We start from the raw sequence: 23,662 nt of genomic DNA on the forward strand, positions 1-23,662 counted from the left end.
AGGCTTGGAGTTGGTTTACTGGGTAAGAAACAAAACACAGATTACTACTACATCTGCAATCACAGCTAATTACGTTATAATTTGCTTAAAATTTCAGAGATTATTTATGGATACAGTAGAAATTCGTCAACAAACATTAGTCTGAATCAGAATTTACAGGATTAAAGGATGTACAGGATAATTTATTGATAATTTACTTATCTTGAATACATCAATGGCTATTTTTAAGATTTGTATATAAAATTCTGAAAATCCTCAAATCCTGAAAATCCTGATTCAGACTAATGTTTGTTATGATTGCACATCGAAGTAGAGTTTATGATTAGGAAATTTCAGTGCATAAGAAATGCGATCGATCTTGTGAAGTTAACGTGACTAGAGAGCGATCGCAATATGCAAATATTCAATTAGTTATGATTACCTAGAAATACAGTAAATTCAATTTCTAGCTAATTGCAACTGATTTTTTACGATTCCTAATGACCAAGCTTCCAACAGTACCAAAAATCAATAAACCTAAAGTAGTTGATGATTCTGGTACAGATTTCTTTCCATAAATGAGAGCCATTATGTCATTACCACATTCAGGAGACAACAAAGTAGTAAAATTGGCATTAGGAAGTAAAGAAGAATCAAGACTTATTCCTATGGTATTATAACCTTGAACTCCAAAATGACTAGAATCAAAACCGAGATTTTGTAAAGCATTAGCATCCAAAAGATTAATATTACCTTTCCAATTTCCAGAATCAATAACATTGAGAATATGTTTACTGGAGTCAATCTCAGAAGTATTTAATGCCAAATCTCCCATTGAGGGTGTTCCCCCGTTGTTTTGTACATAATTATGATATGCTCCAACATTTGCTAAAGCTAATCCATTAGCTGTAGTCACAGATTTAGCAACAACATTATCATATAGACCTAAACCATGAACTCCCGCAGCATTGTTATTAACAAAGCGTATTCCCATTAAATTACCTTTTTCACTAGCCACATTAAAACTATCGGTGGTAAAGTTTAAAAGAATATCTCCCCAAGCTACAACACCATCAGCAGCAAATGAAGAGCTAGTTCCTTCTAAGGGAAGTTTACTAACAATTGCAAAAATAGATTGACCACTTTTTTCTCCATAAGCTATACCAGCAATTTCATATTTTGTTCCACCAACAGTAGTGCCGCTAATACTATCAGTTAGAGAATCAAAAGCATAATACCAATTATTATGTACAGTACCAGCCAGAACTGCTTTTACATGGAAAAGAGATAGAGTAAGTCCAGCTATAATTATACCTGATGCTTTAAGAATCGTCTTCATGGTAATTACCTCAATATTTGACTTGATGAAAAATTGAATGCTGAGAGAGAGGCAGGTCTAGTAAAATAACCTAAAGAAGAAATAATTTTGAATTTCCTAACCTTGCTAGGGTAGGTTTTTTTGCGCTTCAATATCTCGATTGATAACTCAGCACCAGGTGATTAGAAAACACATTTACCAAGATCACATCTACCAAGTAAGAACTACGTAAGTTGGTTTAAAATCTTTGAGTTTCTTTTAGTACACTTAGGCAGACTGAGTTTGTATAGCCCCAGAATTTTAATCTGAATATGCTTGTTTTAACCCACAAGCTGAATATACTCGAATCTTAAAACCTTGTCTGTCTGCCAATGTCGGGTATTTTTAGGGACTTATATTAAAAATTTTGTCGGAAAATGTCGTTTTTCGCCGCTTACTAGTCAAAAACTGATACATTTAGCTTATGAGCGTCAAAAAAATTTTTGAATTTACATTACCTATGGATATTGACCGTGCGGTAAATTTTACCTGCGAATTAATTGTTACCCAGACTGGTAAACCCTTGAATTACTCAGAAATGAATGTACTCAAAGGAATGTTAGATAATAAAACCTATACACAAATAGCTGAATTACATAAATATAGTGAAGGTGCTATCAGAGATATTGGTTCTGATTTATTAAAAAAACTGTCTGCTGCATTAGGAATAAGAATTACTAAAAAGAATCTCAGGACTGTCATAGAACAAAATTTACCTGCTGAAACACAGAAAATAACTCCTTCTGAAGAGGTAGTACCTTTTAATACTCCTGATTATCAAATTGTAGGACGTGAGCGACTTATTTCTACACTCATTGCTAAACTTCAAAAAGATTGCCGAATATTGTTACTTACTGGGATAACAGGCATTGGTAAAACTTTTTTCGCTGACCAATTGGCAGTAAAATTGCAAAGGGATTTTCCTCAATCTCTTCTATTCAATTTTGACCATTACCAAAATAGATTTGACCATTCTCAAAATATAGATTTTGCCAGTATAGCGGCTCAAATGCTAACAGGTTGGGGCGAAACACTAACAACAGAGGAGCGTAAAGATACACAGCTATTATTCAATTGGGTAGTTACCCGCTTAGAAAATAATCCCTATCTGCTGGTGATTGACTCTTTGGAATTCATACTAAATCCTGACAGCGATTTTAAGGATGAGTATTGGAATAAGTTCTTTAGTTGTTTGCTGTCTGCCAACTTGTGTCAGACTAGAATTATCATTACTTCTCAGGATTTACCGAGGCAATTATATACTATTGGTTCGCGTTACCCGACTCATTGGCACTGTCAACTTCTTAAAGGATTGACTGATACAGAACAATTAGAATTTTTCAAACAAGCAAGGTTGGAGATTAGCACAGATTTAGAGATTTTAACCTATCTTAAAAAAATTGGTGCTGCTTATGAGGGACATCCGTTAGCCTTGCAAGTAATTACTGGGGAAATAATTAGTGAACCTTTTTACGGAGATGTTATAGCCTACTGGAAGAAATATGGACATGAAGTGGAAAAAGTTGAAAAAAGTCAACAGGAACAACAGGAATCAAAAACCAATTTAGATGATGATGTATTTAAACTAGATAGATATAGCAGACATTTGGAAAAGGCTGTAAGAGAACGTATTGAAATAACTTTTAAACGACTCGCTAATGATGTGCCAAAAGCTTATTTAATGCTTTTATTAGCATCTGTCTATTCTGAGCCAGTATTAGAAATATTTTACCTTCATACTTTGGAAAATTTAGAATTAGATGAAGAAGAACGATCTATAGTGTTGAATACACTACTTGATCGTTATCTGATTGAAGAAATGATTGATGATAATCATGATTTACTGCTGAGACAGCATAATCTAATTCGCAGCACAGCATATCATCAACTTAAGAAGTCAAAAAATAGAAAGTAAATATGAGTCATGAATTTAGTGAAGCAGAGGTAAAAACTCAACAACCTTTAGAAACAGTTAGTTTCTCCAAACCTGGAGAATTAGTGTTATCTCAACTAGGTATCAAGACAGTGGCATCTCTCTCAACTAATATTTCTCTTTGGGAATTTGCTCATTACGAAGCGATAAAAAATTGGTCAATGTATAAACCTAAGCCTAATGCTTCTAACCTAGAACAAGTAAAACATTATCTGAAAATATTTCACCATCTCTGTGAATTAGAAGCATGGGAAAAAGCGTGCAGACTTATTCGCTTAACTATTCCCCATACTAAAGAACTACATGAACAATTAGGTATTTGGGGCTACTATAGTGAACAAATTGAACTATACAGCATTATTTTAAATAAACTCAATTTGGATTTAGATTGTTTTTGGTTGAATGGTCTAGGTAATGCCTATGCTCATAAAGGAAAACCCAATCTTGCTATTGATTACTATGAAGAACAATTAAATATTGCCCGTGAAATTAACAACCATAAAGCAGAAGCTTTAGCACACAGTGGCTTGGGTTGGGTTTATGTTAATTGCATAGAAGAATTTGATAAGGCACTTTTTCATTATCAGCAGCAATTAAAAATTTCACTAGAAATTGGTGATCAACAAATGGAAGGACGATCGCTATACGGGTTAGGTTCTATTTATAATATGATTTCCATAGTAAATTATCAAGTATCAATGCAATATCATAAAAATTCATTGGCAATTGCACAAGAAATTAATGATACAAGCATACAATATAATGCACTGGGTGGTATAGCAGCTAATTACATTAATATGGGAGAACCTAGTCAAGCTATTAAATATATTCAATTACAGCTAAATACAGTTGATAAAAATCTTGAAAATTACCAACTATGTAATACCTTAAACAATTTAGCATCTACCTACATATTATTGGAAGATTATGATAATGCAATGAATTCTTTACAAAAAGCCTTAAAGATAATCAATGCAATTAGTAATAGGCAACTGGAAGCTAAGATACTACATACACTTGGATGTCTTTATATTTATGTAGAAAAACAGTATAAAGCAGCAATCAATTGTTTTAATTCAGCCTTAATTATTAACAATCAAACTGGGAGCAAATTAGATGCCGCTCTGAATAGAGCTAATTTAGCCTATTGCTATGGTTGTCTAAAAGACCACCAAAAAGCGATTGATGAATCTAAGCAAGTTATGTTGATTGCTGATGAAATTAGTAGTGAAAATCTACGAGGATTAGCATTAGCAATGTTGGCTAATACCTACTGGCATCAAGGAAAATGTATTTGGGGTTTGCTATTAATTGTCAGAAGTATGCTAATAGTTCCTCCTTGGAAAAATGCAAATAGTAAGATTACCTTAAAGATCACAATTAGGACAATCAGCCAAAATTTACGTCAATTACTGATATGCTGTCCCAAAAGCTGAAAATGACTAATTATCATTTATTTATCTCATATCTAATTTGTACAGTTCTAATTTGTACAGTGGGTAAGCCCTGTTATGGATCATTTTTGACTGAGAATACTCTAAGTAGCAAAAATACGATCGCAGTATGAATCACGCGAACCAATAAGGGACAGGGTTTTTATTAAATTTAGTCAAAATTTTAGTATCGGCTGGCTTGCAAAATAAGGGTTTTTGAGGGGGGATATTCCCTAAAATTAGGCAAGAACTAGGCAAAGCCAAATGGTAAAAAGCTTGGAAGTTAGTGGGTGAGGAGGGAATCGAACCCGCAACCAATTGATTAAGAGTCAACTGCTCTACCGTTGAGCTACTCACCCACACTAGGATTTATGATATCAGACTTTTGACGCTGGCGCTAGTGTTGCAGTTAAAAAACTGGTTAAAGCGGGAATCTAATTGTGAAAGTGATTTGCATATTGCTGCTTTCGACATGAATTGAGCCGTTTAAACGTTTGATCATTGCTTTCACTAAAGCCAGTTCTAATCCCGTGTTGGTCGATTTCCAGGGAGAATTGTTGGGAAAGCGGTAAAATGGCTGAAAAACCTGTGTTAGTTCATGACTGGGAATCTCTACACCAGAATGAGTGACTTTTAACTCAACTGTGTCTGCATTCAAGTCAGCGGAGACTTTGATTGATTCACCTGTGGGGGTGCATTTACAAGCATAATTGAGCAATTCTGTGATAATGCGCTCAAAATCGGTGATATCGGTTTCTAAAAGCGGAAGTTTGTCCTCAATACTCAGGTTTAAGTTTTGTTTCTGACAATCGGTAACATCCCGAAAAGACTCGACAATGGGAGTTAGCCAGGTTTGTAAGTCAATGGCGATTAATGTCGGGGGTTCGGGTTCAATTTTGAGATAGGTGAGGGTGAGCAAATCGTTAATTAATTTGCTTTCGCGTCCACATTCGTTATGTAAAATCTGCAACAGTTGCGGTACTAATTCTAGATCGATAATACCGTTTGGGGTAAGCAGACTTTCCAGAGTTTGAGCAGCGAGGCTAATACTGGTAACAGGTGTGCGGAGTTCTTGAGAAAGGGTTTTGAGAAATTCGTTTTTGTGACGTTCGCGGTTTTCTAGTTCTTTTACCTGTGCTTTGTTTTTTTCTTGCAGTTGAGATTGACGAATTGCGATCGCACATTCATTAGCAACTTCCTGTACTAATGATATCTCTAATTCCTCAAATATCGCCTCTGTTGGCTTAATTAACCAAATATTGCCCAAAATTCCCTGAGCATCAAAAATGGGACAAGCTAATTGGGAAACAACCTGTACTTGTAGATAGTTTCCAGGCAAAATTTCCACAGTTTGCAATGGTTGTTTTTGCAATAATGGCTGATATACTTCAGGAAAGTCTGCAATATCCCTCATTAATCCCTGACAATGAGGTGAACTAGAACTATACTCACAAACAACTGTGGCTGAAGTTTGGCAAGGGTTATACAGTTCGATTTGACATCGTTCCAGTTGCAATAATTGCGCTAATTCCTGGGTTGCAGTTTGCAGCACTTGATTAACATCTACACTATCGCGGATTTGTTCAGTAATCCGTCGTAACAGTGCTTGAAAACTCTGTACCTGATGAAACTTAAATGCGTGCTGTTGCTTTTGTAATTCTAGTTGCTCTTGCAGATTTTTTACCTGTTGTTGCAGTTCTGCTTGTTGAGCAGCAATACCAAGTTGAACGGCTATTTGTTTGAATAAATCAATTTCTCCCTGTTGCCATTGTCGCTTTTCTCGGCAATGTTGAGCAATCAAAAGTCCCCACAACTTTTGTTGGAATAAAATTGGTACAACTAAATTAGATTGTACCTGCATGGCAGCCAAGAAATCCCGTTGACAAGGATGCAGACCGGTGGCATAAATATCTTCAACTACGTGAATACAACCGCGTCTGTAACGTTCTCGATGTTTGGCATCAAAACAGGGATCTTTGATTTTTTTGCCTAGTAGGGGATCACCAGCCGTAATTGTTGATTCGGCAGTAATTGTACCACCATTATCCGGCTCAAAGCGATAAATTAAAATGCGATCGCTCTCTAATAAATGGCGCAGTTCTTTAACTGTCTGCTGGAGAATCGTTTCTAAATCTTGAAATTGGCGAATTCTCAGGGTAATAGCTTCTAGCAAACGTTCTCGTTCTGCTTGTTTGATTCCCGTTTGTTCTGCTAGTTTGGAGGGGGTAATATTGCTACTAGTGCCAATCAGTCTATAAATCCTAGAGTCTGCATCTCGCAACGGTGTTAAAGTTGTACTCCACCAAGTATCTATACCCTGAAATTGCAAACATTGCTCATAGGAAATTGTTTTGCCAAAGCGCACACAATCACTATAACGCTGACGGACTCTAGCCGCATCAATGGCAGAGAGAATATCCTCTGGTTTTTTACCCCGCAGTTCCTCTGAGCGAATCCCCAACCACCTTTCATGGGTAGGATTAAGTGCTAGATAGCGAAAATCCCCGTCTTCTAGAACATCGACGATAAATATAGATGTCTGCACAGAATCGTACATACTGAGTAGAAATTGCTCGCTACTACTTTTTTCATCTATTTCTGTACCGAAAAAAACCTGCTGAGGTACTGAGTTTGTCAAATTGGAAATTGATTCAACTGGATTTATTTTCATGCGAGAGTCCATATTAGGTGTTGCTGACTCTTCTAGGCGCTCTTTTGGTATTAATTTTGGTGACAAATAATCCCTAGCGCCTAAAGCTAAAGTATTTTTCAGATTTTATTCATGGATTTTTATATCTTTCTCTAGTTATGAATCGAAAATATCAGCCAGTTAATAGGAGTAGACTTCACCAATATTCCTAATAACAGCCTAAAACACGTCTATAATGCTGTTAATGGGGTGATACTGAAGTTATTGTTAATAATGTTCTAAGATTCTTGCATATACTGAATTATAAACTAGTATGATCCTTCATATTTGTTACAATTCTTCATACTTTCATAAATTCATCCCCACCCTATGAATACATTGAGAGTTAGGACTTGGATGTGATTTTAAACAATTTGTAGGCGCTGATTCCTGTCAGAATTCCCACTACCAGCCAGGTAAGAACTAAACCGACAACTTCCCCTAAAAACAAGCGTGTGAAGCGGCGCAAAAATAGTCCTAAAATTGAACCAATAGGTACAGCCACTGCCCAACTTGCCGAACTTACGAATATCCAACACCATGTCCAGGGAACTGATTGGGGGATTGCTAACCACCATTGTGTCAGTCCAATGACGAAACCGCCAGTACCTCCTGAAATAATTCCTAAGAAGATTCTCATAGGTAACAATTCTGTTGACGGTACACACCAACCCACAGCACCTATGCCAATAGCGACAATTAGCACCCAACCTAAGAGGGTGGATAAGATCCAGCCTAAAGGAAAAATCTTCTGTTTGAGTATATAGCTTTGCGGGAGTGCGATCGCTAATCCACCTATCGTAGCCTCCACCACACCAATATATTCTTTTTCCCCAATCTCAATCAAAAATAAACTTAACAAAAAACCAATCAAAGTCGCAAAAGTCCACAGGAATGTAAATGAAAAAAAACTATATTTAGTATGTTTAAATGCTAATTGCATCACGTCTTTTTTATATTTAAAGGTTTAAAAGCTTTAGTAGGAAACATCTCAGAAAAAACTTTACGCCGTTTTTGAGGTGATTCGGGTGTCATGTAACTCCATAAACTTTCCCAATAGAAAAAAGAAAAGCCCAAGAAATTATGATCACGGACAATTTGCACCTTTTCCTTAATGCTATCAATATCCACAGGACTCGTTAAAGTTCCCGTTGATATACCAATACTCACAGGAATTTTAGTTAGCGCTAATTTTATAGCAGGTTTTTCTATTTCCGCAATAAAGGATTTTTTATCATCTCTATATACCTGTAAAATTAACTCATCTACTAAATTTTTTTTGACCCAATTTTCCCAATCTTGCAAATAATATTTATACGCAAAATACTGGGAATTAGGGGAAAGAGATATTTTGGCATAAGGCTTAATTGCCTTTACTTCCTGATTAATTTTGGTCATAAAATTAGTAATTTTGTCTGCCCTCCAGCGCATCCATTTGGCATCAAAAGGATCACTCGGTGGACTTTTACCTAAATGTTCTGTTTGATAAAGTTCAATAGTAAAATCATCATAACCGAATTGTACTGGCATTCCAAAATGATCATCAAGTTGAATACCATCTACATTGTAATTTTTCACAACTTCCAAAATTAAACTTTTGAGAAATTCCTGTACTTGGGGGTGCAGAGGATTTAGCCAAACTTGGCGATTAAACACACCATTATCAATTTCTTCCGGTAGATTTTCATCAACAGAGGTTAACCCTTTTTGTCCAATTGTCAACCATTCTGGATATAACTTTGCTAATGCAGAATCAGGTGGAGTCATTAAACCATATTCAAACCAAGGAATAACACTTAAATTTTTATTTTTTGCCAGTTTTACCAGCTTTGCTAAAACATCTTCATTTCCATGTAATAAATTCATCAAAGGTTGAACTTTTTCTCCTGTAATATTTTTAGCAATATCACTTTTGTAGAAAGTATAACCTCTATTCCAGACTACCGGATAAATTGTATTAAAATTGAGTGCGGCTAATTGATTTATTGCTCGTTCAATACCCCAAGGAACAAAAAGCACACCACTAGCAACATTAGTCAGCCAAACACCGCGAATTTCTGTAGTTACCAAACTACTTTTTGGAGAAGAAATCAAAGTTGAAGAAATTGGCAATCCTGTTAAACTGAATACAAATCCTAAACACAAAAATAACAAAAAACAACGGCGCAACACCCTATTCATTTGGCAACTAGACTTAATTTGATCATATAAATATAACTACAAAATCAAATTAGATTTATCAGGATTATGTAATGATATCAATATTTTTTAATGAAAAATAAAAAATGTAGGTTGGGTTAAGCGACAGCGCAACCCAACAAAAGCTTCGATACAACCTATGTAAATATTGATTTTGGTTACTAGAATAAGGGACTTCCAGAAAATAAATGATCTCATCTTGTGGGGTAGGCATCCTGCCTGCCCTTGATAATTAGCGGGCAAGATGCCCGCACCACAAGAAATATTTATATATTTTTTTATTTGGAAGTCCCTAAACTGTATTAGCTTATACTTTGCTAATTAAAATCTCTCCACTCCTGGAAACTGCTGAATTGAAGCCTTTGCTGCTTCTCCACAAGTGCGAGGTGTGGGGAAAATCTTCCCAGGATTTGCTAAACCTTGAGGATTAAAAACCTGTCTTACCCATTGCATAGTTTCTAAATCAGCATCACTAAACATCTCTGGCATATAACATTTTTTATCAGCACCAATACCATGTTCACCAGAAATGCTACCACCGACTTTCACACACAATCTCAGAATTTCTCCACCTAATTCTTCAACTTTTTCTAATGCTCCATGTATGGAATTATCAAATAAAATTAAAGGATGTAAATTACCATCTCCAGCATGAAATACATTAGCAATTGGATAACCATATTTTTTACTTAAAGCCTCAATTTCATTTAATACATAAGGTAACTGAGTCCGAGGAATTACCCCATCTTGTACATAATAATCAGGGCTTAAATGTCCAGCAGCAGCAAAAGCAGCTTTTCGTCCTTTCCACAATTTTAATCTCGTTTCTGGATCATTCGCAGTCGTGATATTTCGCGCCCCATTTTTTTGACAAATTTCAGAAATACGCTGTTTATTAACTGCAACTTCTACTTCTAAGCCATCAATTTCTACTAACAAAATTGCCGTTGCATCACGAGGATAACAATTTGTAGCGACAACATCTTCAACAGCATTAATACTAATATTATCCATCATTTCCATCCCACCGGGAATTATTCCCGCGCTGATGATATCCGAAACAGTTGCTGCTGCATCTTCTACACTGGTAAAATCTGCTAAAAGCACACAAATTGATTCTGCACTTTTGAGGATTCGCAAAGTGATTTCTGTCGCAATTCCTAAAGTTCCTTCTGAACCGACAAATACACCTGTTAAATCATAACCTGGCATTTCGGGAATTTGTCCCCCGACATCAACAATTGAACCGTCAGGAAGCACAAGTTTTAAACCCAAAACGTGGTTAGTGGTGACACCATATTTTAAACAATGTACTCCACCTGAATTTTCGGCAATATTCCCACCAATTGAGCAAATAATTTGGCTAGAAGGATCTGGTGCATAGTAAAAACCAGCACCGCTAACGGCTTGTGTTACCCAGCTATTTATGACTCCAGGTTGAACAACTGCAAGCTGATTTTCTAAATCAATTTTGATGATTTGCCGCATTAAAGATGTGACAATTAAAACTGAATCTTCAGACGGTAAAGCACCACCTGATAAACCGGTTCCAGAACCCCGTGCAATGAACGGGACGGAGTATTGATTACAAATTTTGACGATTGCGGATACTTGTTCTGTGGTGCGCGGTAAAACTGCAACTGGGGGTGTTTGGCGATAGCTGGTTAAGCCGTCGCATTCATAAGTGAGGAGTTCTTCTCGGCGTTTTACTACCCCTTTTTCTCCAAGAACCGCAATAAATTTTTTGATTATGGGTTTCCAGTCGATTTGTTTTTTTTCTTGGGTAAGCATAGTCTATTAATGGTAGATGTTTATTTTTACTTTAAGGCTATTTGTGTGGTTATGGAAGTTGGTTTTTTCGGTGTTGCATAATGGCAGTATGAATTATGTTTCGCGCAAAGGTGCAAAGGAGCAAAGACGCAAAGTTTCAGATTTTGCATTTTTAAAACATTTTCTAAGCAACTCCATAATCTGTATATGGACGTTTATAAGGAGGATATAATCCCAGGACGATATCTTCTCTGGGAACACCCATTTTTACTAAATCTTCGGCGAGATTTTCTTCTGTTAAATTCTGTTGTAACCAAATTTTGCTGTTTTTAATATCGAAGTGGATAACAGTGCGATAAACGCGATTTAAATCTTCCCAACCAACATTCATCCACTGGTAATGGTCGCGTTCTATATCAAAGATGAGTTCCACATCTACTTTGTCAATTTCAATTTTTTCGATATTATACGGTAGATAATCATTCAACATTGCGTTCTTAAAATCTGATAAAGATTCAATTAGTCCCTTGAGTTCATCTATACTATAGCCAAATTTTTTATTTATTTTTTGTCTCAGTTTCCACAAACGTTCAATTGGCTGAGGATGTGAACTACGCCAATTAGGTGTAGCGCTAATGTACATCCTCGCCATCTCAAATAAATCTAAACATAAGAAAAAAGTAAAAGCTCCGTTGACTATATTATCTTTATAATTGGATGTATATTTTCTTGCATTTTTAAGGGAAAACCAATCTGCTTCAAACTCTTGTTTCTGACGATAGTTATAATATTTAATTGATGAGATATTTTTATTTCTCATGTCTATGTCACTGAGAAAACATTCATTGACAATATTCTTGTTAAGATGCCCTAGTAAGATATGAGCATATTCGTGTCCAATAACAAATTCTATCTGATCTCTCACAATATCATTTACTTGTTCAGATAGTCTTTGTGGTACATTTCCTCTGGGGTCAATATCAAAATCTAGTGTTTCCGTACCAAGCATAATTCTGATTGCAATTATAAAACATGAAAAAAGATCCTCTTCTGGCATTTCATGTCCATAATTCGATACGTTGATATACCCGCAAAAAAGAAACAAATTCATCCAGTAGAGAAAGAACTGTAAAGCTTCAGAAATTATAATTGAATTACCAAAATTATTTTTAATACAAATACCATTTGGCTCATTTATAAAGGCATATCCAGCAGTTATTATTCTGCATTTCCTAAAATCATTTTGTGAAAGATTGTTCAGGTAATTATTAAAAGGTTCATTGTTAAAATGACTTGAAAGTGACCAATTATTGATACTTTTCTGACGGCGATATTCAAATACCCTCGTAAATCTTGGATGATCTACTATTGAATCAGCCCTAAGCTTTAGTAGAAAATCTTCTGAGTTTTCTAGCTTTCTAATACGCTCTATTTCTTCTTTTGTACATAATGGATAATAACAACGATATTTTAGAGGAATATTTTTGACTTCCTCAATAGGGATAATATGTTGTAAATAAATAATTAAATCTTCGCCAATAAATAGTTTTTTATTATCTTGAGCTTGTAACTTTTGCCAATGCTTTAGATATTGAAATTTCATGGTATCAAATTTATGACTATCTATTTTATTCCTGTCTATAATTTCTATATTGCCTCCGAATTCTTTTACGTCAATACCGAAATATTGCTCTAATATTTTTCTGATTTTAATGGTGTGAGTGTTTATCATATTACTTTTTAAAAAGATTTAGGTAGTCCAGCTTGTTTCAAAACTGCATTAGCAGTGTGACGAGACTTAATACAACCATCCACAACGAATCGACGCTGTGTAATAGGACTGTACCAAATTTCATGATCACCTTTGCCTTGACGTTCAAAATTGCAACCTGCTTCAGAAAGCACTTTTTTTAACTCAGGTGTAAAGGATGTACTCATCTATTAAGCCACCTGTATAAACTCTTGTCTATGACTAATTAACTCAAATCTGATAGCACCCAAATAATCAGCAGGTACAATATTATTTAATACCAATAACTCAGGAATAATTACTCGCAATTTTGCTGTCAAAACTTCAATTGTAGAAGCTTCTGTTACCAAACCAGGGACATCTTCGCTAGTTGCAACCCAAACTTCCGCTTCTGCATCCCAGAATGCTTCTACTTGATAAGTGATTTGTGTCATAATTCCCAACTCTCTAGACTGAACATAAAAAAGAATAAAATATCAATTAATATAAAATATATTATACTTTACTTCATTCTCTATTTATTAATAAAATAACATTACTTTTTTCCTCTCTTCCTTCTTCCCTCCTTTCTTACTTCGTGTCCTTCGCGCCTTCGTGGTTCATTCCTATTTTAATAAACGTTCGCGTAGCGTGCCGTAAGGCATACCACAGAAACGCAGAGGACACAGAGAAAGAAGAATGTTTAAATATCTTTTTATTCTTCTTCTCTTCCTTTGCGCCTTTGCGCCTTTGCGTGAGAAAAATCTGCTTTATTTACATAAAACAGTAATTCTAATACTTCCTCTCCTTTGGCTCAAACATATTAATCATTACCGGACGATATTGAATATCAATTCCCGCAGGTGAATAATAAGCCATTGTGTGTTGCAGAAATCGACTATCATCTCTATTTGGGAAATCTTCCCGAAAATGTGCGCCGCGACTTTCTTGACGATTTAAGGCTGATGCTAAAATTGTCTGTCCTACTACCATTAAACTCTGCAATTCTAAAGCTTCTACTAATTCCGTATTCCAACAAGTTCCTTTATCATCTAAATAAATCTGTGGATATTGTTGTTGTAATTTTTCAAGTTTCTGCAAACCTTCTTGCATTAATTCTTCTGTTCTGAACACTCCACAATATTGCGTCATCGTATCTTGAAATTCTTGACGAATTTGGTTAATTCGATATTTTCCAGGTTGTTCTAGTAAAGATTGAATTTGTTGTTTTGCTTCGGTAATATAAGGTTGCTCATTTACATTTGGAAATTTGCGGTTCTGCACATATCTGGCTATACTTGCCCCTGTGCGCTTACCATAAACTACACATTCTAACAGCGAATTACTACCGAGACGATTGGCACCATGAACGGAAACACAAGAGGTTTCCCCAGCAGCATAAAAGCCTTCAACTAAGCCGTCTCCACTGCTGCGGACTTGTCCATCAGTGTTAACTGGTATACCACCCATGCAATAATGAATTGTGGGACGGACTGGCATGGGTTGAGTGACAGCATCAACACCTACTAAACGGTGTGCTTCTTCCCAACAGAAGGGAACGCGACTCATGATTTTTTCTTTACCCATGTGGCGCAAATCTAGGTAAACAAAGGGGCCTCCTGGGCTACCATCGAGATTGACACCGCGACCGGCACGAATTTCATATGTAATGGCTCTTGAGGTAATATCACGAGGAGCTAATTCCATTCTACTAGGCGCATAATTCGCCATAAAGCGATCGCCCTCAGCATTAATCAAATACGCCCCTTCCCCGCGCACAGCCTCGGAAATCAGCACTCCTACAGGATATAAACCAGTGGGATGAAACTGCACAAATTCCATATCTTCTAAAGGCAAACCTGCGATCGCAGTCATTGCCAAACCGTCACCAGTCGAAGCATAATCATTAGAAGTAGTGTTATAAACGCGACCATATCCCCCCGTCGCAAACATCACCGCCTTAGCCCGCACCACCTCAATTTGCCCATCCAACAGGTGAAACATCACCAAACCTTTTGCCTGACCATCTTCTAAAATCAGGCGCATTACATACCATTCTTCGTAAATCTGCACACCATAACGCCGTAAATTATTCACCAACTCGTGCAAAATTGCATGACCAGTTTTATCGGCAGCGTAACAAGTGCGGTTGTGGGAATGTCCACCAAAAGCCCGTTGAGCAATCCTACCATCAGCAAGACGCGAGAACAAAACCCCCATGTGTTCTAAATCAATGACCACATTGGGTGCTTCTTGGGTGAGAATAGCCACAGCATCTTGGTCTGCCAAATAATCAGAACCCTTAACAGTATCAAAAGCGTGTGCTTCCCAACTATCCTCATCATCAACATTTTTCAAAGATGCTGCCATACCACCTTGAGCAGCAACAGAGTGAGAACGAATCGGATGGGTTTTGGCAACTACCGCAACATTTAAACTAGGGTCAGTGCGGGCGATTTCTAGCGCAGCCCGACATCCCGCCAAACCACCACCAACAATAATGACATCATGCTCTAACATAAATTTAACTCACATTGCAAAAAAAATACCCCGCCTCTAGACAGGGATGTTATCTCAATTTATTGGTTTATTCCCATTACCCATTACCAATTACCCATTTCTCAACTAGTAGCTTGTACAGGTTGTTGCTGAGAAATGTTACCAGGTATAGGTTCAGTTTTTGTCCCTGGTTCTATAGCAGTTAATTCAATATGATTTAACAATGTCGTCACAAAGGCAAAGAGCAAGAAAGGCAATGTGAGAAAAACGACTAGTCCCACTGTAGCTAAAGCATATACAGGTCTTCTTGCACCCATTAGCGCCAAAGCCGATGCCAAACTAATGGTAATTGTGATTAACCAAACAATGATTTGACCGTAGATATCACCAAATGTCAAGGTGCAGACAAACCGATAGTTTTGAATATTATTTTTATTCATCTTATTTGCCTCAAATTTATCCTATAGGTTCTACCTTAGAGCCATGTTTGGCTGACGGGTATTTTCTCAATATTTTTCCAAAGTTCGTAATATCACTTAACAATTTAGTTGTTAATGATCTAAAAAAGCCAGAAAATTAGTATTTGAGACTGTTCCTACTCTCTTCTTATTTTTATCCCCTAGTTTTAACTATGGGCTAATACTCGGTACTCAATACTCAATACTCGGTACTCAATACTCGGTACTCGGTACTACTTCACCCGCGCTTGCTTCACCATTGCAATTAGGGTTTGATGAGCATCTTCCGCATCTGTGAGAACATGATCGAACTGAATGCGAACTGGCACTGTTTCTCCGTTCACCTGTGCAGTTAAATCCATGCCTTCGGCATCTATTGAGAGCATTTGGGCTGTTGTGGCATTTTTGGCACTACCAAAAGCCTGGGCGTAGATAACAACAGCATTAGCATGATCTTCGTTCATGTGTTTGCAGATGCGATCGCTAATTTCTGGAGAAAACTGTTCAGACATTGTGCGGTTTCCACTGAGGTAAACAACTATTGTCTATATTTTAAGCTATAGTTACACTCTGAAAAACTTGCCCAAAACCAGGTTTTGATTAATTTTTTATAAAACTTGGCTAATTTTCACAAAAGTTATGTTATATCTGATAAAATTTTAACTAAGTCACTTAATATTTTTGTTAAAAATAAATCATGTAATTAATCAAGTATTTAGTGATCCTTTCATACGGTAATCATAAAAATAAAACCGTAATAAAACTTGCTAGTAAATTTATTTAGAGCTAGAGCCGATGAACGAAATTAGTCCACGCAGAATTGTTATCGGGGATGTACATGGTTACTACCAAGGTTTAATGATCCTGTTGGAGAAGATTGCACCTACATCAGCAGAAAAAGTCTATTTTTTGGGAGATTTAATAGATCGTGGACCTCAAAGCGCACAAGTAGTAGATTTTGTCAAACGAAATAACTATGATTGTCTGCTAGGTAATCATGAGCAGATGTTATTAAATGCAATTAATAACAACAAATTTAATTCTAATCAAACAATACAGGCATGGTTATATAGTGGCGGACAGGCAACTATTAGCAGTTATCAAACAGCCCAAATTCCTCAAGAACATCTAGATTGGTTTGAGAATTTACCCACCTATATTGACTTGGGAGATGTGTGGTTAACCCATGCAGGTGTAGACCCCAATAAATCAGTTTCAGAACAAACCACTGAGGAACTTTGCTGGATACGTGAAGAATTCCACAGCATAGAACAACCATATTTTAGCGATAAGTTAATTATCGTCGGTCATACTATCACCTTTACTCTACCTGGCGTTGCTCCTGGTCAATTGGCACAAGGACAAGGGTGGCTAGACATTGATACAGGTGCTTATCATCTCCGTAGCGGTTGGTTAACAGGATTAGACATTACCAATAACTTGGTTTATCAAGTCAATGTTTTTAACAATTCTGTTCGGACTTTACCTTTAGAAAAAGCAACTACTATAATTGATCCAAAGCAAATTAAAAATAGTCGTCGTCATAAACAAAGAGTCTAAGAGAACTCCACAAAAAAGATGATCCAATCTTGTGGGATGGGCATCCTGCCCGTCCTTGTATTATTAGAAGGCTTTTCAGACTGAACCACAAGAAATTTTGGGATATTTTTTTATTTGGAAGTCTCTAATTGAAAAAGTCTTTGAGTTTTAATTATCAAGGCTAATTTATAAAACTAGCCCTTTGAATATCGCTTGAAAAATCTTTTTCTCTCTCTGTGTCTCTACGGTTTAAAAGTAATCTATCTAACCACAGAGGCACAGAAAACACAAAGGAAAAAGGTTAATTAACCACCAATTACAGCAATACACTCAATTTCTACCAACACATTTTTAGGTAAACGCGACACCTCCACACAAGCGCGTGCGGGGGCTGTATCTTCAGGAAAATATTTTGCGTAAACCGCATTCACAGCGGCAAAATCATTCATATCAGCTAAAAATACACCCGTCTTAACTACATCTGCAAATGTAGCTCCTGCTTCTGTCAGGATAGCTTCAATATTCCTCATTACCTGTTCAGTTTGTTTAACTACATCTTCGGTGTAGACAACATCACCCAAACGAGGATCAATAGCAATTTGTCCAGCAACAAATAACATTTGCCCAGAAGCGAGAATTGCTTGATTATAGGGGCCAACTGGTGCAGGTGCTTTATCAGTTCGGATAACTTTACGAGTCATAATATATATCTCTTTTGGCTCTTTTGGTAATGGTGCATCTGGTTTATCGAAGTCTAAATCAACAGATGTCGTATAAACTTCTCCATCTGGCATTATCGCACCTGTGAGGTCAGCATTTTTAAAGGTTGCACCATAAATATTTGAGCCAGTTAGATTTGCATTTTTCAGATTTGCACCATCAAAATTTGCATTCATCAAGTTTGTATTTTCAAGACAAGCTCTTTCTAAATTTGCACCTTTTAAACAGGCATTTCTAAGATTTGCTTGACCCAGGAAGACACCAACCAAATCAGCTTCAGCTAAATTTACCTTTGATAAATTACATTTATCTAAATTTGCCCCTCTAAACTTAGCTTTTTGAAGATTGGCATTTTGGAATGATGCATTCGTGAGATTTGCCTGAGTCAAGTCTGTTTCCGCTAAGTTTGCTTCAGTTAGATTTGCGCTGTTGAGGTTAATACTATTTAAATTTGCCTGATATATACTCGCATTCCTCAAATTGGCACTATTCAAGCTTGCTCCAATCAACCAAGTATTATTGAGGTCTGCCCAACTTAGATTTATTGAAGAACCCTCTATAAATCGCAAATCTGCATCTTGTAGACAGGCTCTAGTAAGGACAACACTATTAAGTTTCGCTCCGATTAGTATTGCTTCACTTAAATCTGCTCCGTTCAAATTTGAATTATATAGGTCTATCTCTTTTAAGTCTGCATTTTGTAGTTCTACCCCTCCCAAATTTACAGAATGAAACTTCCGTTCTCCTGCCGCATATTTTTCTAAAAGTTTCTCAGCGTCCATAAAGCACCATTAAATACCCTGGCTCAGTATAAACCAATGCCTAACGCTAAAGTACAAGCCTCATAGCAAAATTTTGTGAAAACGGAATGAATAAACTAGCTATTCAACTCAATATAGTCAATAATTAAAGATCAACATCTCTGGCAGATACATAAAATGATGCAACTTTATGGAAAAACTGATCCAAGAGATATTCCTTCCTACTCCATTAGAGATGCTGCCAAGTATCTCCGTATCCCAGCAGGAACAATTAGCTCTTGGGTAAAAGGTAGAAATTATCCTACTGCAAACGGGTTGAATTTTTTTAAACCACTTATTATCACTCAAGAATTAAAACCAAAATTGCTTTCATTTACTAATTTAGTAGAAATTCATATTCTCAGAGCAATTCGGAAACATCATAAAATTCAACTAGATAACGTAAGAAAAGCTCTCGATTACATTGATGAGCATTTTCAAGTACCACACCCCTTAGCGCGTGAAGAATTCCGAACTGATGGTGTTGACTTATTTATTGAAAGATACGGTTCTCTAATTAACGCATCTAAAGCTAGACAAACAGACATGAAAGAAGCTTTAAATGCTCATCTTGAACGCATTGAACCTGATGATACTGGATTAGCAATCAAATTTTATCCTTTCACTCGCTCTCACGAGGAAGATAACCCTCGTATTGTTGTTATTGACCCTCGCATTGCTTTTGGTCGTCTTGTAATTGCTGATACAGGAATTACTACAAGTATTTTGGCAGAAAGATTAAAGGCTGGTGATTCAATCGAGGATCTGGCTGATGATTACGACTGCGACCCCATGATAATTCAAGAAGCTATCCGTTGTGAATTACCTGCTGCTGCATGACCGAACCTCAATCAATTACCTTTTTCATAGATAGATGTTTGGGTAAAAAATCTATTCCAGAAATACTCCGCACAGCAGGTATCACTGTTGAGATTCATGATGACCATTTTGAAAAAGGTGCTTTAGATGTAGATTGGCTACCACAAGTAGGTGAAAAAGGCTGGATTGTGCTAACGAAAGATGACAGAATCAGCAAAAATCAATTAGAACGAATTGCTGTAGCACGCGCTCAAATAAAAATGTTTGTACTGGCCTCACAAAACCTACAGGGGAAAGATATGGCTGCAATCTTTCTCAAAGCAATCGTCCCCATGCAAGAATTTGTCCGCAAACATCCTGCTCCATTTATCGCCAAAATCTATCGTGATGGCAAAATTAACCTGTGGAAAGACAGTAAGGAATTATTGGCAGAATTAAAGATTTTTGATGAATCTATCTCATCTGAGTCTTAACTAGTAGTCTGTCAAGAACTAATTGACTAATAAAAAAATTTTCCTTCTTCCTTTTTCCTTCTCCCCTCTTCCTTCGCGTCCTTCGCGCCTTCGCGGTTCGTTTCTCTTATCCTAATCTTGGACGAATCCCATAATTTCTATACCGCCAATAATCGCGCAAAATGCGATCGTGGTCAAAACACAAATTACCAGGAACAGACCAAGGCTCAAAAATACCCACACTCTTAGCATCATCACCCGCTAAAGGCTCACCCGTTGCAGTAGCCAAAAACACAATACTGATCGTATGCTGACGAGGATCACGACTGGGGTCAGAATATACCAACAACTGTTCAACCAACTCCACCTTTAAGCCTATTTCTTCCTCAGCCTCGCGCCGTGCTGCTACCTCCACCGGCTCACCATAATCGACAAAGCCACCTGGTAAAGCCCATCCTAAAGGCTGATTATGGCGCTCAATTAATACAATCGGTCGATGCGGTCTATCAATTAATTCGATAATAATATCAACTGTCGGCGCAGGATTCCTGTAACTCATATTTGTGAATCGTTATTTTTACCAATCTTCCCATTTCTTTACCGTTGTTTCTATTTCTTAATGAACAACAACAGTCAACGCTGACTATGCCATGATAAATTCGATGCGTGTTTTTACAGATTCCTATATTTCAGGTTCATTATGCCTTTTCCTAGATCAAGCGGTATTTTGTTACATCCAAGTTCCTTTCCCAGCCGTTTTGGTATCGGGGATTTAGGTTTAGAAGCTTATCGTTTTATTGATTTTCTCAAAAATAGTTATCAGCAATATTGGCAAGTTTTACCTCTTGGCCCTACTGGGTACGGTAATTCTCCTTATATGTGCTACTCAGCAATGGCAGGAAATTACTTTTTGATTAGTCTAGAAAAACTGGTAGATGAGGGTTTTTTAACTGAAGCTGATTTTGCTAATTTACCAGAATTTCCAGCAGATAAGGTAGATTTTGAGCGAGCTATCCCTATTAAAGTTAATCTGCTCAAAAAAGCTTGCGAAAGTTTTAAAACTCAAGCAACTGCTATCCAACGCAAAGCATTTCATCATTTTTGTAACACCAAAGGCTATTGGCTCGATAATTATGCCTTATTCATGGCGCTTAAAGATGCCCGAAATGGTGCAAGTTGGCACACTTGGGAACCAGAACTGGCAAAAAGAGAACCAACAGCACTATCCCAGATAGAACGAGAACTCACAGATGAAATATTTTATTACAAGTTCGTCGAATATGAGTTTTTCCGGCAGTGGTCAGAATTGAAGAATTATGCCAATCAAAATGGGATAGATATTATTGGTGATATCCCGATTTATGTAGCTCATGATAGTGCTGATGTGTGGGCAAATCCCGATAATTTTGCTTTAGATGCAGAAACGGGTGAAGCGGCTTTAATGGCGGGTGTACCACCTGATTATTTTAGCGCTACGGGTCAATTATGGGGCAACCCGGTTTACAACTGGGAGGAGTTGCAAAAGCAAGACTTTAAGTGGTGGGTGCAACGATTTGAGGCGATGTTAGATTATGTAGATATCATCCGCATTGACCATTTCCGGGGTTTTGAGGCTTATTGGGCTGTACCTCAAGGGGAAGAAACTGCTGTTAATGGTGAATGGATTGAAGCCCCTGGGATAGCTTTATTTGAAGTCATTAAACAGAAGTTGGGTAAGTTACCAATTTTGGCGGAAGATTTAGGGATTATCACACCTGCGGTAGAAGCACTGCGGGATCAGTTTGAGTTTCCGGGTATGAAAGTTTTGCAGTTTGCTTTTGGTTCTGATCCTGGTAATCCGTTTTTACCCTTTAATTACCTGCGTAATTCTGTAGTTTATACTGGTACTCATGATAATGATACGACCGTAGGCTGGTTTAATAGTGCCAATGATTACGAAAAGCAAAATTTGTTGCTTTATTTGGGATCTATTAGTCCTGATGGGATAAACTGGGATTTAATTCGATTAGCTCTGAGTTCCATCGCTAATCAAGCGATTATTCCTTTACAGGACGTTTTAGGATTGGGGACTCAAGCAAGAATGAATTTTCCCAGTACTGCTGAGGGAAATTGGGATTGGCGTTATCAGGCAGATGTTTTGAGTGGGGAATTGTGCGATCGCTTGCAAAATCTTACCAAACTCTATGGACGCGCTCCTAGAAATTCCTGATCAGGTCATCATAAGTGCTTACTGTAAATAATAGTAGGCTGGCATTACTCAAAATTCAGTAATCTGATCAGGGGCTGGTTTAACTTAGTTGCTATGCAAACATCAAAATAATTCTTCGTTCGTAATCACAATCAGTGTTAGCTCTGGGCTGATCACTAATTACACACCACCTTAATTCGTGATTATGGTAAGGGTTTGTACCCTATTCAAATTACGAATTACGAATTACGAATTACGAATTAAACCAGCCCCCTCACTAAATTCAGCACTTTTTAAGACCTGAATTTAGCCGCAATCCTGATTTCTTCCACTTTCCCTGTTTTTCCCATTTGTTTGGGTTTTTGCTGATTGACACTCATCAAAACACCACCAGCATTATTAGTTTTCACTGTGAGTTCCTCAGAGGCTTTCCAATTGCGGTGAGATCCTTCCGGTAAAACCCCCTCAAACTCGGTTTTACCATCAGCGACAACACGAAGCCAAGATGATGACTTCAACGTCACACCAATCTCTACTGCTTTATCTTCTGAAGTACTGCTACTAAATTGGGTTTTCTGCAACTCATTGGCTTGGAGTCTTTCTGTTGTTACATCAGAGTTACTTTCTGCCTTTTGTTGATTTTGGTTATTTGCTTGCAAAGCGGCCTTGTTCAATAATTGAGATAAGCCGTTGACAGAGCAGATAATCAGAAAAATGTAAAGTAAGTAAAGATGAAGAGGACGTAATTGAGCAACAGGTTTAGGTTGCCAGCTGCTTTGTAAACTCACCTGTTGAGAACCGAGGGGAAATTTGCTGGCTAATTCTGCTCCCTTCAGCCCTAGTGCATCAGCAAATTGCCTGATTAACCCCTGTATATAAATTGGTTCTGGTAAATCGTTTAAATCACCTGTTTCAATTGCGTGCAGCAGTCTTCGGGGAATTCTGGTCATTACCACAATTTCGTCTAGGGATAAACCCTGTTCTTGACGCAATGAACCAAGTTTATTGCCCAATTGGGTCAATTTTTCTACTTGTAATTGCTCTATTGACGGTTTGCTCGAATTTTCATCTTTCCTTCTCAGCCATTTCATGATTTCC

The 23,662-nt window shown here is 37.1% G+C and carries 20 protein-coding genes, 1 tRNA gene and 1 pseudogene; 6 read left to right on the forward strand and 16 right to left on the reverse strand.

What is annotated here, in order from left to right; genetic code table 11:
* Positions 1–445: 445 nt before the first annotated feature.
* Positions 446–1,318 (reverse strand): XDD3 family exosortase-dependent surface protein, encoded by an 873-nt coding sequence (locus tag ACSQ6I_RS08020; protein WP_438889831.1) that lies wholly within the window; start codon positions 1,316–1,318, stop codon positions 446–448.
* 442 nt (positions 1,319–1,760) lie between these two features.
* On the opposite strand from ACSQ6I_RS08020, the gene ACSQ6I_RS08025 reads away from it, so the two are divergent.
* Positions 1,761–3,251, forward strand: coding sequence for an ATP-binding protein (locus ACSQ6I_RS08025; protein WP_438889832.1), 1,491 nt, complete (start codon positions 1,761–1,763; stop codon positions 3,249–3,251).
* A 2-nt stretch (positions 3,252–3,253) separates the two neighbouring features.
* Entirely contained in the window at positions 3,254–4,705 is a 1,452-nt protein-coding gene (locus ACSQ6I_RS08030) for a tetratricopeptide repeat protein (protein WP_438889833.1), read from the forward strand.
* A gap of 284 nt (positions 4,706–4,989) precedes the next feature.
* Here ACSQ6I_RS08030 and ACSQ6I_RS08035 read toward each other — a convergent pair.
* From ACSQ6I_RS08035 to ACSQ6I_RS08090, 12 genes and pseudogenes are all read right to left on the reverse strand, one after another.
* Positions 4,990–5,061, reverse strand: a tRNA-Lys gene (locus ACSQ6I_RS08035).
* 62 nt (positions 5,062–5,123) lie between these two features.
* The gene (locus ACSQ6I_RS08040; protein ID WP_438889980.1) at positions 5,124–7,373 is read right to left on the reverse strand and encodes a GAF domain-containing protein; all 2,250 of its coding nucleotides are present in this window, start codon (positions 7,371–7,373) and stop codon (positions 5,124–5,126) included.
* Between the two features lie 364 nt (positions 7,374–7,737).
* On the reverse strand, positions 7,738–8,334 hold the full coding sequence (locus ACSQ6I_RS08045) for a hypothetical protein (RefSeq protein WP_438889834.1): 597 nt from the start codon (positions 8,332–8,334) through the stop codon (positions 7,738–7,740).
* Positions 8,334–9,572, reverse strand: coding sequence for a glycoside hydrolase family 10 protein (locus tag ACSQ6I_RS08050; RefSeq protein WP_438889835.1), 1,239 nt, complete (start codon positions 9,570–9,572; stop codon positions 8,334–8,336). The genes ACSQ6I_RS08045 and ACSQ6I_RS08050 overlap by 1 nt, the downstream gene beginning before the upstream one ends.
* A gap of 339 nt (positions 9,573–9,911) precedes the next feature.
* Positions 9,912–11,381 carry a glycolate oxidase subunit GlcD gene (gene glcD, locus ACSQ6I_RS08055; RefSeq protein WP_438889836.1) on the reverse strand — a complete coding sequence of 490 codons (1,470 nt, stop codon included), beginning with the start codon at positions 11,379–11,381 and terminating at the stop codon, positions 9,912–9,914.
* 163 nt (positions 11,382–11,544) lie between these two features.
* On the reverse strand, positions 11,545–11,850 hold the full coding sequence (locus ACSQ6I_RS08060; RefSeq protein WP_438889981.1) for a XisI protein: 306 nt from the start codon (positions 11,848–11,850) through the stop codon (positions 11,545–11,547).
* A gap of 90 nt (positions 11,851–11,940) precedes the next feature.
* Positions 11,941–13,092: pseudogene (locus ACSQ6I_RS08065) on the reverse strand (M48 family metalloprotease); the annotation flags it as partial.
* An 8-nt stretch (positions 13,093–13,100) separates the two neighbouring features.
* Complete coding sequence (locus tag ACSQ6I_RS08070; protein ID WP_438889837.1) at positions 13,101–13,298, reverse strand: type II toxin-antitoxin system HicA family toxin; 198 nt, start codon at positions 13,296–13,298, stop codon at positions 13,101–13,103.
* A 3-nt stretch (positions 13,299–13,301) separates the two neighbouring features.
* A complete protein-coding gene (locus tag ACSQ6I_RS08075) occupies positions 13,302–13,544 on the reverse strand; it encodes a DUF1902 domain-containing protein (RefSeq protein ID WP_438889838.1) in 243 nt (80 codons plus the stop codon).
* 337 nt (positions 13,545–13,881) lie between these two features.
* The gene (locus ACSQ6I_RS08080; protein WP_438889839.1) at positions 13,882–15,609 is read right to left on the reverse strand and encodes a succinate dehydrogenase/fumarate reductase flavoprotein subunit; all 1,728 of its coding nucleotides are present in this window, start codon (positions 15,607–15,609) and stop codon (positions 13,882–13,884) included.
* A 101-nt stretch (positions 15,610–15,710) separates the two neighbouring features.
* Complete coding sequence (locus ACSQ6I_RS08085) at positions 15,711–16,028, reverse strand: hypothetical protein (RefSeq protein ID WP_323312284.1); 318 nt, start codon at positions 16,026–16,028, stop codon at positions 15,711–15,713.
* A 251-nt stretch (positions 16,029–16,279) separates the two neighbouring features.
* On the reverse strand, positions 16,280–16,558 hold the full coding sequence (locus tag ACSQ6I_RS08090; protein WP_438889840.1) for a DUF2470 domain-containing protein: 279 nt from the start codon (positions 16,556–16,558) through the stop codon (positions 16,280–16,282).
* Positions 16,559–16,841: 283 nt separating this feature from the next.
* On the opposite strand from ACSQ6I_RS08090, the gene ACSQ6I_RS08095 reads away from it, so the two are divergent.
* Positions 16,842–17,606, forward strand: a complete 765-nt coding sequence (locus ACSQ6I_RS08095) for a metallophosphoesterase family protein (protein ID WP_438889841.1) — start codon at positions 16,842–16,844, stop codon at positions 17,604–17,606.
* 284 nt (positions 17,607–17,890) lie between these two features.
* Here ACSQ6I_RS08095 and ACSQ6I_RS08100 read toward each other — a convergent pair whose 3' ends face one another.
* Entirely contained in the window at positions 17,891–19,087 is a 1,197-nt protein-coding gene (locus ACSQ6I_RS08100; RefSeq protein ID WP_438889842.1) for a Rid family detoxifying hydrolase, read from the reverse strand.
* 156 nt (positions 19,088–19,243) lie between these two features.
* Between ACSQ6I_RS08100 and ACSQ6I_RS08105 the strand changes: the two genes are divergently transcribed.
* The gene (locus ACSQ6I_RS08105; protein WP_438889843.1) at positions 19,244–19,945 is read left to right on the forward strand and encodes a DUF433 domain-containing protein; all 702 of its coding nucleotides are present in this window, start codon (positions 19,244–19,246) and stop codon (positions 19,943–19,945) included.
* A complete protein-coding gene (locus tag ACSQ6I_RS08110) occupies positions 19,942–20,397 on the forward strand; it encodes a hypothetical protein (RefSeq protein ID WP_438889844.1) in 456 nt (151 codons plus the stop codon). The genes ACSQ6I_RS08105 and ACSQ6I_RS08110 overlap by 4 nt, the downstream gene beginning before the upstream one ends.
* Positions 20,398–20,503: 106 nt before the next feature.
* Here the strand turns inward: ACSQ6I_RS08110 and ACSQ6I_RS08115 are convergent, their stop codons facing one another.
* Positions 20,504–20,935, reverse strand: coding sequence for an NUDIX domain-containing protein (locus tag ACSQ6I_RS08115; RefSeq protein ID WP_438889845.1), 432 nt, complete (start codon positions 20,933–20,935; stop codon positions 20,504–20,506).
* Positions 20,936–21,076: 141 nt separating this feature from the next.
* Between ACSQ6I_RS08115 and malQ the strand changes: the two genes are divergently transcribed.
* On the forward strand, positions 21,077–22,585 hold the full coding sequence (gene malQ / locus ACSQ6I_RS08120; RefSeq protein WP_438889846.1) for a 4-alpha-glucanotransferase: 1,509 nt from the start codon (positions 21,077–21,079) through the stop codon (positions 22,583–22,585).
* Between the two features lie 272 nt (positions 22,586–22,857).
* Here the strand turns inward: malQ and ACSQ6I_RS08125 are convergent, their stop codons facing one another.
* Positions 22,858–23,655: a helix-turn-helix domain-containing protein gene (locus ACSQ6I_RS08125; RefSeq protein WP_438889847.1), complete on the reverse strand. Its 798-nt coding sequence runs from the start codon at positions 23,653–23,655 to the stop codon at positions 22,858–22,860.
* Positions 23,656–23,662: the final 7 nt, after the last annotated feature.

It is taken from the genome of Anabaena sp. WFMT (assembly GCF_051781005.1).
Lineage (GTDB): Bacteria > Cyanobacteriota > Cyanobacteriia > Cyanobacteriales > Nostocaceae > Anabaena.

Coding starts and splice junctions, on each gene's coding strand:
- ACSQ6I_RS08020 (WP_438889831.1), bottom strand. CDS start 1,318: ATGAAGACGATTCTTAAAGCATCAGGTATAATTATAGCTGGACTTACT.
- ACSQ6I_RS08025 (WP_438889832.1), top strand. CDS start 1,761: ATGAGCGTCAAAAAAATTTTTGAATTTACATTACCTATGGATATTGAC.
- ACSQ6I_RS08030 (WP_438889833.1), top strand. CDS start 3,254: ATGAGTCATGAATTTAGTGAAGCAGAGGTAAAAACTCAACAACCTTTA.
- ACSQ6I_RS08040 (WP_438889980.1), bottom strand. CDS start 7,373: ATGAAAATAAATCCAGTTGAATCAATTTCCAATTTGACAAACTCAGTA.
- ACSQ6I_RS08045 (WP_438889834.1), bottom strand. CDS start 8,334: ATGCAATTAGCATTTAAACATACTAAATATAGTTTTTTTTCATTTACA.
- ACSQ6I_RS08050 (WP_438889835.1), bottom strand. CDS start 9,572: ATGAATAGGGTGTTGCGCCGTTGTTTTTTGTTATTTTTGTGTTTAGGA.
- glcD (WP_438889836.1), bottom strand. CDS start 11,381: ATGCTTACCCAAGAAAAAAAACAAATCGACTGGAAACCCATAATCAAA.
- ACSQ6I_RS08060 (WP_438889981.1), bottom strand. CDS start 11,850: ATGTTGAATGATTATCTACCGTATAATATCGAAAAAATTGAAATTGAC.
- ACSQ6I_RS08070 (WP_438889837.1), bottom strand. CDS start 13,298: ATGAGTACATCCTTTACACCTGAGTTAAAAAAAGTGCTTTCTGAAGCA.
- ACSQ6I_RS08075 (WP_438889838.1), bottom strand. CDS start 13,544: ATGACACAAATCACTTATCAAGTAGAAGCATTCTGGGATGCAGAAGCG.
- ACSQ6I_RS08080 (WP_438889839.1), bottom strand. CDS start 15,609: ATGTTAGAGCATGATGTCATTATTGTTGGTGGTGGTTTGGCGGGATGT.
- ACSQ6I_RS08085 (WP_323312284.1), bottom strand. CDS start 16,028: ATGAATAAAAATAATATTCAAAACTATCGGTTTGTCTGCACCTTGACA.
- ACSQ6I_RS08090 (WP_438889840.1), bottom strand. CDS start 16,558: ATGTCTGAACAGTTTTCTCCAGAAATTAGCGATCGCATCTGCAAACAC.
- ACSQ6I_RS08095 (WP_438889841.1), top strand. CDS start 16,842: ATGAACGAAATTAGTCCACGCAGAATTGTTATCGGGGATGTACATGGT.
- ACSQ6I_RS08100 (WP_438889842.1), bottom strand. CDS start 19,087: ATGGACGCTGAGAAACTTTTAGAAAAATATGCGGCAGGAGAACGGAAG.
- ACSQ6I_RS08105 (WP_438889843.1), top strand. CDS start 19,244: ATGATGCAACTTTATGGAAAAACTGATCCAAGAGATATTCCTTCCTAC.
- ACSQ6I_RS08110 (WP_438889844.1), top strand. CDS start 19,942: ATGACCGAACCTCAATCAATTACCTTTTTCATAGATAGATGTTTGGGT.
- ACSQ6I_RS08115 (WP_438889845.1), bottom strand. CDS start 20,935: ATGAGTTACAGGAATCCTGCGCCGACAGTTGATATTATTATCGAATTA.
- malQ (WP_438889846.1), top strand. CDS start 21,077: ATGCCTTTTCCTAGATCAAGCGGTATTTTGTTACATCCAAGTTCCTTT.
- ACSQ6I_RS08125 (WP_438889847.1), bottom strand. CDS start 23,655: ATGAAATGGCTGAGAAGGAAAGATGAAAATTCGAGCAAACCGTCAATA.